This window comes from Streptomyces spirodelae (assembly GCF_017676385.1).
In the GTDB taxonomy this organism is placed as follows: Bacteria; Actinomycetota; Actinomycetes; order Streptomycetales; family Streptomycetaceae; genus Streptomyces; species Streptomyces spirodelae.
The window spans coordinates 370,599-383,738 of sequence record NZ_JAFFZN010000002.1; the positions used below are offsets into that span (position 1 = coordinate 370,599).

The window sequence follows — 13,140 nt, forward strand, 5'->3', positions numbered from 1 at the left end:
GAGTGTAATCGTCGGGCTGACGTTATGGGCGGGGGAGGCCCTGAGACCTCCCCCGCGCCACTACTTACGGTAGCCGAGCACTGTCATCATGCCTGCCTGGCTGTGGTAGACGTTGTGGCAGTGGACCAGCCACAGGCCCGGGTTGTCGGCCTCGAAGTCCGCCTCCAGGGTCTTCCCCGGCAGCACGATCGCGGTGTCCTTGCGGGCTCCGCCGTCCGGCAGGGCGAAGGTGTGGCCGTGCAGGTGGAGCGGGTGCCACATCTCCGTCGTATTCACGAAGCGCAGCCGCACCCGCTCACCCGCTGTGACGGGGTGCCGCTGATCCGGGGTGTACTGCTTGCCGTTGAAGCCCCAGTCGTACGCGGCCATGGAACCCGTCAGCCGCAGCGTGACCGTGCGATCGGGCCGGCCGGGGGACAGCCGGGCCGACTCCGCCGCCTCGAGCTGCCCGGCGGTCAGCGGCCTGCCGCGCTCCAGCTCTTCAGGGCGGACGGAGGCCGCGGGCGCTGCGCCCGGCGCCGTGCGCAACATCGCCCGGGCTGTCGCCTTCTTGCCCTCGGCCAGCGCGGTGAGCGGGAAGACGCCGTCCTCGGCCGTGACGAGCACGTCGTAGCGCTCGCCCATGCCCAGCAGCAGTGCGTCGGTGTCCTTGTGCTCGACCGGGTAGCCGTCGGTGTGGGTGACGGTCATCCGGTGGCCGCCGAGCGCCACCCGGAAGGCCGTGTCCCCGCCCGCGTTGATGAAACGGATGCGGATACGGTCGCCCGGCTCGGCCCTGAACGTCTCGGGGTCCGTGGCGGTACGCCCGTTCACCAGGTAGTAGGGGTACTGCACGTCGCCCGCGTCGCCGCCGAGCAGCTCGCTGGTGGCGCCCATCAGCACCCGGGAGGGGCCCTTGCCGGCCGGACGGCTCCCGCCCATGCCGTGCATGCCGTGCATGTCGTGGCCGCCGCCGTCGCTCTTGCCGTCGCTCTTGCCGCCCTCGCTGTTCTTGCCGCCGTGCCCTGCGCCGTGATCCATGCCCCGGCGCAGTTCGGCCAGGACGCCGTCCGGGCTGGAGCCATCGACGCCGTCCAACCAGTCGTCGAGGACGACCACCCACTCCTTGTCGTACCGCAGCGGCTCCCTGGGGTCCTCCACGATCAGCGGCGCGTACAGCCCGCGGTCCCGCTGGCCGCCGGAGTGCGGATGGAACCAGTAGGTGCCCGGGTCCGGCACCGCGAAGCGGTAGGTGAAGTCGGCGCCCGGCCGGATCTCCCGCTGGGTGAGGCCGGGCACGCCGTCCATGTCGTTGCGGAGGGCGAGACCGTGCCAGTGCACCGAGGTGGGGGCCGAGAGGTGGTTGGCGAGAGTGACGTCGAGGGTGCCGCCCGCGCCGACGCGGATCTCCTTGCCGGGCACCCGGTCGCCGTACGCCCAGGTGGGGACCGTGCCCTCGGCCCCCAGTTCGAGGCGGGTGCGGGTGGCGGTGAGCCGGACCCGCTCGGTACGGCCCCGGGCGCGGCGGGCCTCGGCGGCGCGGACCTCGGGGCCGTCGGACTCGACATAGCCGGCGGGGGACTTGGCGTCGGAGCGCCGCGCGGTGTCCGAGCAGGCGGTCAGGAAACCGGCCCCGGCGAGCGCGGCGCCGGTGCCGAGCACGGCTCGTCGTGTGAAGTGGGAACGCATATGTGTGCCTTTGGTGTTGTCGATGGTTGCGGTGCGGATGCGTCGCAGGGGCGCGGCCCTGTCAGGTCCGCAGGATCGACAACTGGGCGAGTCTCAGCGCTGTTCTCGGCGGCGGCAGCGGCCACAGCGCACGCAGTGTGCGGGAGCGGAACGGGGACAGGGCGGTGCCGCGTCCGCGCAGCGCCGGCCCGATGGCCGCGCCCAGCAGCGCGGCGGCCGTCCATATGCCCAGGACGGCCAGGCAGACCGAGAGCGGGTCCCCCGCCGTGCCGTTGCCGTGGCCGTCGTCGTGCGCCGGGGGCGGCATCATGTGGTGGTGGGCGGGGGCGGGCGCGGCGGCCGTACTCGTGCCTGACGCCGTACCCGGACCGGATGCCGGTCCGTGGGAGAGGTGCGCTGCCGCGGGTGGTGCCGGCCCGGACGCCGTGTGGCCGAGCGTGTGCATGGTGACGAGCCCCAGCAGCAGCGTGGCGAGCAGCAGCGCGCGCACGCACCAGGTGGCGGTGGGGGTGCGCTCGCCCGTCAGCATGGGATCACCCTAACCCGATGCCCACCGGGGGTATGCCGTGGGTCGGTTCGCGGCGCTCCGGGGGATTTGACCGGTGGTCTGGCGACGTTCGGTCATTGACGTGAACTCGCCACCGTGCACAGGATGCGCACCATGTTGGAGGCTCTTGATCTCGACCCCGTCCAGCAGCAGGTCTACGAGGCGTTGGTGGACGGTGCCGTGACCGTCGATGAGCTGCGGACCGCCGCCGGGGTGAGTGCCGCCCGGGTGCGGGCGGCGCTGGCCTCCCTGGAGAAGCTCAACCTGGTGGGACGCTTCTCGGCGGACGGGGGTGGCAAGGGTGCCGAGCGCTATCTGCCCGTGGCGCCCGAGATCGCCTTCGAGTCGCTGCTGCTGGCCCGCGAGGAGGAGATCCACCGCACGCGCCGGCACATCCAGCATCTGGCGGCACGGTTCCGGGCGCACACGGCCGGGCGCGACCCGCTGGAGCTGGTGGAGATCGTGACGGGACGCGCTGCCGTCATCCGCCAGGTCGACCAGCTCCAGCGCAGCGCACGCGGCGAGATACGGGGCATCGACCGGCCGCCGTACGCCAACAGCGACCCCGACCGCCTCGACCCGAAGACGGGCATGATGCCGGTGCAGGCGCAGATGATGCGGCGCGGGGTCAGATACCGGGTGATCTACGACACCGAGGGGCTCACCACCTCGCACCGGTTCGACACCGACATCGGCGCCGCCGCCGAACTGGGCGAGGACGCACGGGTGATGGCGGACACCCCGACGAAGATGCTGATCGCCGACGACCGCATCGCACTGATCCCGCTGCGCGCCGCGCCGAACGAGCTGGCCAGCAGCGTCGTCGTCCACCCCTCCGGGCTGCTGGAAGTGCTGTGCGAGTTCTTCGAGGTGCTGTGGGGCAGGGCGCTGCCGATCTCGGAGTACCTCTCGGGCCGCCATCCGGGCGCTCCCGACGGGCCGAGTCCGCAGGAGGCCAAGCTGCTGGCGCTGCTGACGACCGGGATGACCGACCAGGTGATGGCCCGCCAGCTCGGCGTCAGCTACCGGACCTTCCAGCGGCGGCTGCACGGGCTGATGGAGCGCCTGGGGGCGACGACCCGGTTCCAGCTGGGGGTGCGCGCGGCGAGTCTCGGCTGGCTTCCGCAGGCGCCTTCGAGCCCCGCCCGAACCGCTAGGAATGGCCCGCAGTAAGGCAATTGACCGTCTACCCGCGTCACACCGAACCCCTTGTCCTGCTCGTGACAGAGCGCTTAGCGTGCCGATCGCGCACCCCACATGCGCATCCCCCCACACGAGGAGGAACCCTCCCCATGGCAGTGACGCGTAAGAAAGCTGCGCTCGGCATATCGGCCGCGGTCGCCGCGGCGGCCATCGGCACCGTCACGGCGCTCCCCGCGAACGCGTCCCCGGAGGCGCCCGCACAGGGCACCGTCGTCGGTGCCCACTCCGCGAAGGCCGTCAAGGGCAGCTACATCGTCACGATGAAGAAGTCGGCCGTGAGCACCAAGTCGGCCGCCGCGAAGGGCAAGTCGGTCATCGCCGACCACGGCGGCAAGGTGCGCAGGACCTTCACCAAGGCCCTCAACGGCTACTCCGCCAAGATGTCCGCGAGCGAGGCCAAGGAACTGGCCGCCGACCCGGCGGTCGACAAGGTCTACGCGAACCAGCGGCACTCCATCACCGGCGAGCAGGCCGACCCGCCCTCCTGGGGCCTGGACCGCATCGACACACCCGAGCTGAAGCTCGACAAGAAGTACGTCTACCCGGACGGCGCGGGCGAGGGCGTGAACGCCTACATCATCGACACCGGTGTCCGCACCACGCACCAGGACTTCGGCGACCGCGCCAAGAGCGGCTTCGACGCCGTCGACGGTGACGACGACGCCTCGGACGGCAACGGCCACGGCACCCACGTGGCCAGCACGGTCGCGGGCAAGGCGCACGGCGTCGCCAAGAAGGCGAACGTGATCGCCGTCCGCGTCCTGGACGACCAGGGCTCGGGCACCACCGAGCAGGTCGTCGCGGGCATCGACTGGGTCACCAAGAACGCCAAGGCCCCCTCGGTCGCCAACATGTCGCTGGGCGGCGGCGCCGACGAGGCGCTGGACAAGGCCGTGCAGAACTCCGTCAAGGCGGGCGTCACCTTCGCGGTGGCCGCGGGCAACGAGGGCACGGACGCCGGCAACAGCTCGCCCGCGCGGGTGAAGGAAGCCCTCACCGTCGGTGCCACCGACAACAAGGACGCGCAGGCCACCTTCTCCAACTACGGTGAGGTGCTGGACCTGTACGCGCCCGGCGTCGACATCACCGGCGCCTGGAACACCGGTGACGACGCCACAGACACCATCTCCGGCACCTCCATGGCCTCCCCGCACGTCGCGGGCGCCGCGGCGGTCTACCTCTCCGGCCACAAGGACGCCACGCCCGAGGCCGTCTCCAAGGCCCTGACGGAGGGCGCCTCCAAGGACGTCGTGGGCAACCCGGGCCAGGGCTCGCCCAACCTGCTGCTGAACGTCGTCAAGTGACACCCCCGTGCGCCGCCGGCTGACGGCGGCGCACGGACAACCCCCACCTTCCGCGGCCCGGTGCCCCACACACCGGGCCGCGGTCGTGCGTGCGACCCCGGCTCAGCCGGCATCAGGCCCGACATCCGGCCCGACACCCGGCCCGGCAATAGCAGGCTCGCTCGCCTACCCGGTCCGGCAGCAGGCGCGTCCGGCCGCGGCTCGGCTCGCCTTACCTCCGCTTGCTGGCCAGCATCAGCGCCCACCACGGGCCCCCGGGCCCGCTGCTCACGCCCACCCCGGCCTCCCGGAAGGCGCAGTTGGTCAGCGTGGCACGGTGTTTCGGGCTGCGCATCCACGCGCGCACCACCCCCGCGGCGCTTCGCTGGCCTCGCGCGATGTTCTCTCCCACCCGCCCGAACCGGTATCCCTCGCGGGCCAGGCGCCGCCCGGGGCCCGCGTGCTCCGGTCGGGTGTGGGAGAGCTGCCGGGCGCGAGCCATCCGTACGCTGTGCCGCTGCGCTGCCCGGCGCAGCGCCCTGTGCTCCGTAACCCGGGGACAGTGCGCCCGTGCGCGCTCCACGTTGACCAGCCGGAGCACCTTGGCGCTCCCGGTACGGGGCCTTCCCGTGTGCGAATTGCCCGTGTGCGGCGGCGGTGACTCGGAGCCGGACGAGTGCCACAGCAGGGGCAGCGGCAGCCGGAAGGGCGGTACCGGTGGTGGTTCGGCATGCGCCGGCCCGGCCCCGGCCGTCCACCCGGTGCCGGCCGCCAGTGTCAGCGCGAGCCACAGGGCCGCACCGCGCCGGGCGCGCCGGCGGATCGCGGATTCCATCTCTCCCTCTCATTTCTTCGCGTTCGACGAAGTCGGACCTCGCGCTCGTCGAAGTCGCACTTCGCGCTCGTCGAAGTCGGACTCCGCGCTCGTCGAAGTCGGAAACCACTGGTCGATCAGCTGTCAGATTTTACGGTGAAACAACCTGAAAACCGTGCATTCCGGTCTCAAGCCCCACCCGGCCGCACCAGCCCGGTCTCGTAGGCGAAGACCGCGGCCTGGGTGCGGTCGCGCAGCCCCAGCTTGACCAGAATGCGGCTCACATGGGTCTTCACCGTCTGCTCGGCGACCACGAGCTGCTCGGCGATCTCCAGATTCGACAGGCCCCGCGCCACCAGCGCGAGCACCTCGGTCTCGCGCTCGGTGAGATCGGCGACGCGCTCCATGAGCCGCGCGCCACCCGGACCGTTCTCGTCCCGCATTCCCGCGAATTTCTCGATGAGCCGCTTGGTCAGCCCCGGCGCCAGCAGTGCCTCGCCCCGGGCCACCACCCGCACCCCCTCGGCCAGTTCGGCGGCTGAGGCGTCCTTGAGCAGAAAGCCGGAGGCCCCGGCGCGCAGCGCCTCGAAGACGTACTCGTCCAGGTCGAACGTGGTCAGCACGAGCACCTTCGGGCCGTCGCCCGCCGTGTTCGCCTCGGTGATTCTGCGGGTGGCCTCGATACCGCCCAGCCGTGGCATCCGGATGTCCATCAAGACGACGTCCGGGGCGAGTTCCGCGGCCCGCTCCACCGCCTCCACACCGTCCACGGCCTGGCCGGTCACCGTGATGTCGGGTTCCGCGTCGAGCAGCACGGTGAAGCCCTGACGGACCAGTTTCTGGTCGTCGGCGAGCAGTACGCGGATGGTCCGGGCTCTCGTCACGAGGGGTCCTCAGCGGTCTCGGGGTAGGGCAGCGTGGCCGTCACGCTCCAGCCGCCGTCGGGGGTGTTTCCGCACCACAGGGTGCCGTTCAGCATCGCGGCGCGCTCCCGCATACCGGGCAGACCGTGCCCCGCACCGGTGGCAGGGGGCATGGGCCGGTCCGGAGCGGTGTTGCTGACCCGCACGGTGAGTTCGGTGGGGTGGTAGCCGATCTCCACGTGCGCCTCGGCACCCGGCGCGTGCCGCAGCACATTGCTGAGGGCCTCCTGAACGATGCGGTAGGCCGACACCTCCATCCCGGGGGCGAGCGGGAAGGGCCGGCCCGTGACCCTGTCGGTGACGGTGAGCCCAGCGGCCCGTACGTTCGCGACCAGCTCCGGCAGCCCCTCCAGGGTGGGCTGGGGTGCGTGCCGGTCGCCCGGTGCGTCTCCGGACCGCAGCACGCCCAGTACGCGGCGCAGCTCGGCCAGCGCCTCCACGGCGTTCTCCCGGATGCCCGCCAGACTCTCCCTCAGCTCCGGGGAGGGGTTGTCCACCAGGTGCGGAGCGGCCTGCGCCTGGATGGAGATGACCGACATGTGGTGGGCCACCACGTCGTGCAGCTCGCGCGCGATCCGGTTGCGCTCCTCCAGCAGTGTGCGCCGGGTGCGCTCCTCGGTGGCCAGCTCCTCCTGGACGACCAACTCGCTGCGGGCCGCCTGCCGCCCGTGCAGGGCGGTGCCGACGACCACGGCCATGATGAGGACGAGGACATCCCCGGGGACGTCGCGGAAGGCGGGCGGGCCCAGCAGCCGACGCGTGGCCATACCGCAGATCAGCGCGCTCACCACGGTGACGAGCAGCGCGCCTGCCGCGGCCCGGGGCCGTCTGCGTACGGCGACCAGCAGCAGCACTCCTGCCAGGCAGGCCACCTCCGGGACGGTCCAGGGGGACTGCCGGGACCAGGGAGCCGGCGGGAGCGCACCGAGCCGCACGGTGATGACGAGCATGAAGCCGGTCACCACCCACCAAGCGGTGACCGGCCGGAAAGCGGCGAGAACAAGCGCAGCCGCCTGGCCCCCGCCGAGCAGCACCGCCTCCGGCTGGCTCAGGGTGCTGTGCACGTCCGAGGTGAGGACGCCGATGTTGAACAGACCGATGACGAGGGCGGCCAGGGACACCAGCAGGACGACGGTCGGCTGCCAGATACGCCAACTCGTCGCGTCCCCGGCGCCGGGACCAGTCGCCTGAGGCGGCGTCCCCCGCTCCAGCATGAACAGGTCTTCGCGCAACGCACGGGGCATCGCCCGCAGCCGCCGGGCCAGTCCCAGCCCCACCGTTGTCATGAACGTCACCCTAAACGTGCTCCACCGTCTCCGACCGGGCCATGGACCCCCTGCGTACGACCCTGCTCGCCCCCTTCCGCCACCCTCGCTCACACGGGTGGAAAGCGGCCCAGCACACCAGCAACGCCACCCCGAACACCGGCAGCCACAGCAGCCGGGACGGCACCCACCCGGCGCCGTCGGGCACGGTGTGCAGCCCCGGCAGCGGGTCGCCCGCCCACGTCCCGGCCAGGGTGACGGCCATCATCGCGGTCTGGTGCCACAGGAAGACCGTCATCGCCGAGAGGTTGACCAGCGCCACGGCAGCCCACGCGCCGGGCCTCGCGCACCACCGCCGCAACGGCCCGTGCAGCAGCAGGGCGCCCCCGCACTGGGCGAGTCCGAAGGTGACGGCGGCGAGGCTGGGCGGATTCAGATTGGACAGCGCGGCGCCCGGCACTCCGACCATGGACGCCGGATAGCCCCCTGCCACCACGAGCAGCCCGGTGAAACCCGCGCCGCCCAGCAGCAGCACCCATCCCGTCGTACGGTCCCGCAGCTCCCCGCGCGCCCAGGCAGTGCCCAGACAGTAGGGCACCAGCCACCCGGCGCCCAGATTGACCCACCCCAGCCACTGCGGGCCGCCCAACCCCAGCCGGACCAGGTCCACATGCGCCACCACCGCGACCGGCCACAGCGGGTGCAGCCGCGCCACCAGCGGCGTCGCCGCCGTCAGTACCGCGTACACCGCCAGGAACCACAGCGGTGAGACGACCAGCTTGGCCAGCGTCCGCACGGTCGTGCCCGCGACCCCGCAGCCGATCATCACCCCCACCACCACGGCCCATACGCCCAGCAGCGCCGCCACCGGCCGGGCCAGCCGCACCATCCGGGCACCCGCCCACTCCCGGTACCCGGCTCCTCTCTCCCGAGCCGAGGCCCACCCCCTGGCCGCCATCTGCCCGCCCACCAGAAAGAAGACGGCCAGCGTCTGCAACAGCCAGGAGACGGGCGCCAGTTGAGGCAGGAACCCCAGCGGGCTGGCTCCGTGCAGGGCGCCGCCGTCATCCACGAGCCCGGTCACCAGCCAGTGCCCGAGCACCACCCCACCTATGGCCAAGGCCCGCAGCGCATCGGCGCCCCGGTCCCGGTCGGGAGGGGTGGCATCGGCGATGCGCCGTGCGAGGCCGCGCGTGCCCGACAGAGCGTGCGAGGAGCCGAACACCATGGTGAGGGTGCCTTCCATGAAGCGGAACCGGACACCCACGGACGCTATGAACCGGGCCCCCTCACCCACGTCCCTCCGCAGAGCGCACCTGGGATGTCCCTCTCAGGTACGACGCGAGCCCACCGGGTGCCTCCGCCTCGCTCGGTCTCCTCAACTTCAGTGCAGCTCGGCCTCCTTCGCCTGTTGTCATCGTCCCCGCCTTGACCGCGCAGCGGACCAGGAAGCTAAAGTGCTAGGTAGCTAGGTAAATGGAGGAACTGGTGATCGAGTTTCACCTGAACGACCGTTCCGGCTTGTCGCCGTACCAGCAGGTGGTGCGGCAGGTGCGGCACGCGCTGCGGCTGGGTCTGCTGGAGCAGGGGGACCGGCTCCCGACGGTCAAGGACGTGGCGCGGCAGTTGGCGATCAACCCGAACACCGTGCTCAAGGCGTACCGCGAGTTGGAGCACGACGGCCTGGTGGCCGCCCGACCCGGCGTCGGGACGTTCGTGACCCGGACGCTGGCCGACGGCACGCTCGCCGCGCACGGCCCGCTCCGTCAGGACCTGCGGCGCTGGCTGACCAAGGCCCGCCTGGCCGGGCTCGACGAGGAGAGCATCGAGGCGCTGTTCATGAACACTTTGCGTAACGAAGCAGGGGAGGACGTGGCGTGAGCGCCGTCTTGCGGGCCCAGGCACTGGGCAAGAAGTACAAGCAGCGCTGGGCGCTGCGGGACTGCGACCTGGACATCCCGGCCGGTCGGGTGGTGGGCCTGGTCGGCCCCAACGGAGCAGGCAAGTCCACCCTTTTGAACCTGGCCTCCGGGCTGCTGACCCCGACGGCCGGCACCATCGAGGTGTGCGGCGGCCGTCCCGCCGCGGGCGTCGACCAGTTGGCGAAGGTCGGCTTCGTCGCCCAGGACACCCCGACCTACGCCTCCCTGAGCGTCGCCGACCACCTCGACCTCGGCAGGCACCTCAACCCGACGTGGGACGACGCCCTGGCGCGGGACCGCATCCGTCGCCTCGGTCTGGACCCCAAGCAGCGGGCAGGAAAGCTGTCCGGTGGTCAGCGCGCGCAGCTCGCCCTCACCCTGGGCATAGCCAAGCGTCCGCAACTGCTCATCCTCGACGAACCGGTCGCCGCCCTCGACCCGCTCGCCCGACGGGAGTTCATGCAGGATCTGATGGAGGCCGTCGCCGAGCACGAGATGAGCGTCGTGCTCTCCTCCCACTTGGTCTCCGATGTGGAGCGGGCCTGCGATTACGTCATCGTCCTGGTCGACTCCCGGGTACAGGTGACCGGCGACATCGAGGACCTGGTCGCCTCCCACCACCGCCTCACCGGCCCGCGCCGCGACCCGGACACCCTGCCGACGGGCCTGCACATCCTCTCCGCCAGCCACACCGAGCGGCAGACCACGCTCCTGGTGCGCACCGACACCGCGGTCCACGACCCGGGCTGGACGGTGAGTCCGCTCGGCCTGGAGGACATCATCCTCGCTCATATGACCCGGCCCGCCGACGCGGTCCGTGACTCCCGGCCGGCGCTGGAGGTCCTTCGATGATCTGGCTGACCTGGCGCCAGTTCCGCACCCAGGCCGCGGTGATGTTCGCCGTGGTCGCGGGCTTCGCAGTGCTCCTCGCGGTCACCGGACCGCAACTCGCCGACCTGTACGAGTCTGGTGGAAGCAGCCTCGTGGACCAGCTCTCCAGCACCGATCAGACCCTCTACTACACCGGTCTGACGGTCGTGTTCGCCGTGCCGGCCGTCATCGGGATGTTCTGGGGCGCGCCGCTGATCTCCCGTGAACTGGAGACCGGCACTCACCGCCTCGTGTGGAACCAGAGCATCACCCGTACTCGCTGGTTCGCGGCCAAACTCGGCGTCGGCGCGCTGGCCGCCATGACCGCGTCCGGGCTGGTCAGCCTGGCGGTCACCTGGTGGAGCGGCCCCATCGACCGCGCCGTCGACAACGGCGGCGGCACCGAGACATATCTGGCACGCCTCGACCCGTTGGCCTTCGCCGCCCGCGGCATCGTCCCCGTCGGCTACGCCGCCTTCGCCTTCGTCCTCGGCGTCACCCTGGGCCTCGTCATCCACCGCACCCTGCCCGCGATGGCCACCACGCTCGCCGTCTACACGGCGGTACAGGTTGCCGTGCCGCTGTGGGTCCGGTCCCATCTGGCCGCATCCAGCCGGACAACCGTGCCGATCGGGAGCGGTACCCCCATCGGCATCCGCGAGGAAGGCAGGGAGATCGCCGTGCCGCTCGAGCAGCCCGGTGCCTGGCTGACGTCCGAACAGACGCTGAACGCCGCCGGCCGGCCGTCCTCCCCGCCTGCGTCCTTCGCCGACTGCCTGCAACCCGCGTCGGGCCCGCCCAGCATGGAGCGGATCGACCGCTGCGTCGCGGACCTCGGCGAACGCGGCTACCAGCAACAGCTGACCTACCATCCCGCCGGCAACTTCTGGCCCCTTCAATGGGCCGAGACCGGGCTCTACCTCGGCCTCGCCCTGGCCTTGGCCGGATTCTGCGCCTGGTGGCTCCGCCGTCGCCTGACCTGACGGACGCCGGTCCCCTGCTGGGAGCCCACCGTACGCGCGGGGCAGCCGAGCCCGGCTGCCCCGCCGAAGTCGCCACCTCTCACGTGGGACGCAGAGCGCAGAGACAGCACGGGTCGCCCCCGGCCTGGGGCGGCACGCGGCGGACCTGGTCGCCGTACCGGTAGATGAGGATGGCTGCCCCGTCGTCCTCCTCGACTCTGAGCCGGTAGATGAACGGTGCGGGCCCCGTCACCCGGACGATCTCCCCGTTCTTCCCCGTCTTCCTGTCCTGCACCACGTCGCCGACCGCCCACATGTCACACACCGCGCAGCCTTTGGGCGCCGCCGCCTGACTGGTCCGGCGCGTGCTTGCGGTGCAGATGCGCGCCGAAGAGCACTTCGAGATCGGCGCGCGGCCCCGGGTCGTGTGCCGACCGCACGATCATCGTGCGGAACCACGCACAGTCCTCGCAGCCCCCGTCTTGGGGAGGGCTTCCTTGGTCCATCTTTCCCACCTGCTGCGGTAGTTGATTGTGACTTTCTGTGGTGAGGGGAACACGCAGGGCGCTACGATGTCGCGGGTTGAAGCGACATGTTCAACTCCGTTGGGTCCGAACTCCCTTGCAGAGGAGGGGAAACGCCCATGTCACGCTCGAAGAAGAGCCAGCCTTGGAACCCATGGTTGAATCACGAACCCAGCGGAGCATTAGGCGAGGACGTGCAGCGGTTCCGGGAAGCCCGAGGTATGTCGCAGGAAGCGTTGGGGCATGCGACCGGCTACAGCAAGAGCTACGTGAGCAAGGTCGAATCCGGCGCGGTCATCCCGTCGCAACGCTTCGCGGAAGGGTGCGACAAGGTGTTTAGCACGGGCGGACTCTTCGCGCGACAGCTCCGTCGCATCATTGAGGGTGAGAACCCGTCATGGTTCGCGCCCTTCATCGAAGCGGAGCGCGAGGCCGAAGTCATCGAGGACTACTCAACCCTTTTCGTCTACGGCTTGCTTCAGACTCCGGAGTATGCGCGAGCGGCGCTGGATGCTGTCGCCTCGGGGGCGGACCCCCGCGATCTGGATGCCAAGGTGGCGGGACGTATGCGGCGCCGCGAGATCATGCTCAGGGGCGAACCGCCGCAGATTTGGGTGGTGTTGCACGAAGCTTGCTTGCGCGCCAACGTTGGAACACCGGAGGTGATGGCAACGCAACTTCGCTTCCTGCGCGATGCGGTGACGCAGTGCCGGACGCTGGCGCTCCAGGTTCTGCCGCTTTCCGCGTCGGCTGCTGCACGCGCAACGCCGTTCACATTGCTGGGGTTTGAGGACGGTCAGTTCTCAGTTCACGTGGAAGGCCCCCAGGGTGGGCGGCCGTACGACGACAAAGCGGCACTGAAGAACTCGCGCCGGATCTTCGATCATTTGCGCGCGTGCGCTTTGAGCCCGCATGCTTCGTTGGACTTCATCGACACTGTGAGGGAAGCACATGAGCGACAGGCCCGTATGGATCAAGTCCAGCTACAGCGACGGAGAGGGCGGCAACTGCGTCGAGTGGGCCCCGGAGCTCGTGTGCGGCGGCAACGGGGTGGTCCCGGTGCGGGACAGTAAGGACACCACGCGCGCGCCGCTGTCGTTCTCGTCGGCCGCATGGCAGACCTTCGTCGAAGGCGTGAAGCACTCCGGGCGATGACGCT

At 70.9% G+C, this 13,140-nt stretch carries 14 protein-coding genes and 1 pseudogene; 7 read left to right on the top strand and 8 right to left on the bottom strand.

Annotation, left to right across the window (positions count from 1 at the left end):
- Positions 1-60: 60 nt before the first annotated feature.
- Both JW592_RS03955 and JW592_RS03960 read right to left on the bottom strand, forming a co-directional pair.
- The gene (locus JW592_RS03955) at positions 61-1,668 is read right to left on the bottom strand and encodes a multicopper oxidase family protein (protein WP_209263420.1); all 1,608 of its coding nucleotides are present in this window, start codon (positions 1,666-1,668) and stop codon (positions 61-63) included.
- 61 nt (positions 1,669-1,729) lie between these two features.
- Positions 1,730-2,197 carry a hypothetical protein gene (locus JW592_RS03960; RefSeq protein WP_209263421.1) on the bottom strand — a complete coding sequence of 156 codons (468 nt, stop codon included), beginning with the start codon at positions 2,195-2,197 and terminating at the stop codon, positions 1,730-1,732.
- A gap of 123 nt (positions 2,198-2,320) precedes the next feature.
- Between JW592_RS03960 and JW592_RS03965 the strand changes: the two genes are divergently transcribed.
- Both JW592_RS03965 and JW592_RS03970 read left to right on the top strand, forming a co-directional pair.
- On the top strand, positions 2,321-3,388 hold the full coding sequence (locus tag JW592_RS03965) for a DprA-like winged helix domain-containing protein (RefSeq protein ID WP_229375101.1): 1,068 nt from the start codon (positions 2,321-2,323) through the stop codon (positions 3,386-3,388).
- Positions 3,389-3,507: 119 nt separating this feature from the next.
- A complete protein-coding gene (locus JW592_RS03970) occupies positions 3,508-4,722 on the top strand; it encodes a S8 family peptidase (RefSeq protein ID WP_209263422.1) in 1,215 nt (404 codons plus the stop codon).
- Positions 4,723-4,933: 211 nt separating this feature from the next.
- Here JW592_RS03970 and JW592_RS03975 read toward each other — a convergent pair whose 3' ends face one another.
- The 4 genes from JW592_RS03975 to JW592_RS03990 form a co-directional block, all read right to left on the bottom strand.
- On the bottom strand, positions 4,934-5,536 hold the full coding sequence (locus tag JW592_RS03975; protein WP_209263423.1) for a CAP domain-containing protein: 603 nt from the start codon (positions 5,534-5,536) through the stop codon (positions 4,934-4,936).
- Positions 5,537-5,703: 167 nt separating this feature from the next.
- Positions 5,704-6,399, bottom strand: a complete 696-nt coding sequence (locus JW592_RS03980; RefSeq protein ID WP_209263424.1) for a response regulator — start codon at positions 6,397-6,399, stop codon at positions 5,704-5,706.
- A complete protein-coding gene (locus JW592_RS03985; protein ID WP_229375102.1) occupies positions 6,396-7,724 on the bottom strand; it encodes a sensor histidine kinase in 1,329 nt (442 codons plus the stop codon). Before JW592_RS03985 ends, JW592_RS03980 begins: the two co-directional genes overlap by 4 nt.
- Positions 7,725-7,734: 10 nt before the next feature.
- Positions 7,735-8,931 carry an acyltransferase family protein gene (locus JW592_RS03990; protein WP_209263501.1) on the bottom strand — a complete coding sequence of 399 codons (1,197 nt, stop codon included), beginning with the start codon at positions 8,929-8,931 and terminating at the stop codon, positions 7,735-7,737.
- A gap of 248 nt (positions 8,932-9,179) precedes the next feature.
- Here JW592_RS03990 and JW592_RS03995 point away from each other — a divergent pair, with 248 nt between their 5' ends.
- From JW592_RS03995 to JW592_RS04005, 3 genes are read left to right on the top strand one after another with little or no spacing between them, the layout of a single operon-like run.
- Complete coding sequence (locus JW592_RS03995; protein WP_209263425.1) at positions 9,180-9,584, top strand: GntR family transcriptional regulator; 405 nt, start codon at positions 9,180-9,182, stop codon at positions 9,582-9,584.
- Positions 9,581-10,477: an ABC transporter ATP-binding protein gene (locus JW592_RS04000; protein ID WP_209263426.1), complete on the top strand. Its 897-nt coding sequence runs from the start codon at positions 9,581-9,583 to the stop codon at positions 10,475-10,477. The genes JW592_RS03995 and JW592_RS04000 overlap by 4 nt, the downstream gene beginning before the upstream one ends.
- Positions 10,474-11,478 (top strand): ABC-2 membrane transporter-related protein, encoded by a 1,005-nt coding sequence (locus tag JW592_RS04005; RefSeq protein ID WP_209263427.1) that lies wholly within the window; start codon positions 10,474-10,476, stop codon positions 11,476-11,478. The genes JW592_RS04000 and JW592_RS04005 overlap by 4 nt, the downstream gene beginning before the upstream one ends.
- Before the next feature lie 79 nt (positions 11,479-11,557).
- Here the strand turns inward: JW592_RS04005 and JW592_RS04010 are convergent, their stop codons facing one another.
- Together JW592_RS04010 and JW592_RS33125 are read right to left on the bottom strand one after the other, a co-directional pair.
- Positions 11,558-11,773, bottom strand: a complete 216-nt coding sequence (locus JW592_RS04010) for a hypothetical protein (RefSeq protein WP_209263428.1) — start codon at positions 11,771-11,773, stop codon at positions 11,558-11,560.
- A gap of 1 nt (position 11,774) precedes the next feature.
- On the bottom strand, positions 11,775-11,903 hold the full coding sequence (locus JW592_RS33125; RefSeq protein WP_267877956.1) for a hypothetical protein: 129 nt from the start codon (positions 11,901-11,903) through the stop codon (positions 11,775-11,777).
- Between the two features lie 197 nt (positions 11,904-12,100).
- On the opposite strand from JW592_RS33125, the gene JW592_RS04020 reads away from it, so the two are divergent.
- A complete protein-coding gene (locus JW592_RS04020; RefSeq protein WP_209263430.1) occupies positions 12,101-13,054 on the top strand; it encodes a helix-turn-helix domain-containing protein in 954 nt (317 codons plus the stop codon).
- A pseudogene (locus JW592_RS33295) lies at positions 13,008-13,136 on the top strand (DUF397 domain-containing protein); the annotation flags it as partial. The gene JW592_RS04020 and the pseudogene JW592_RS33295, both read left to right, overlap by 47 nt.
- Positions 13,137-13,140 lie beyond the last annotated feature (4 nt).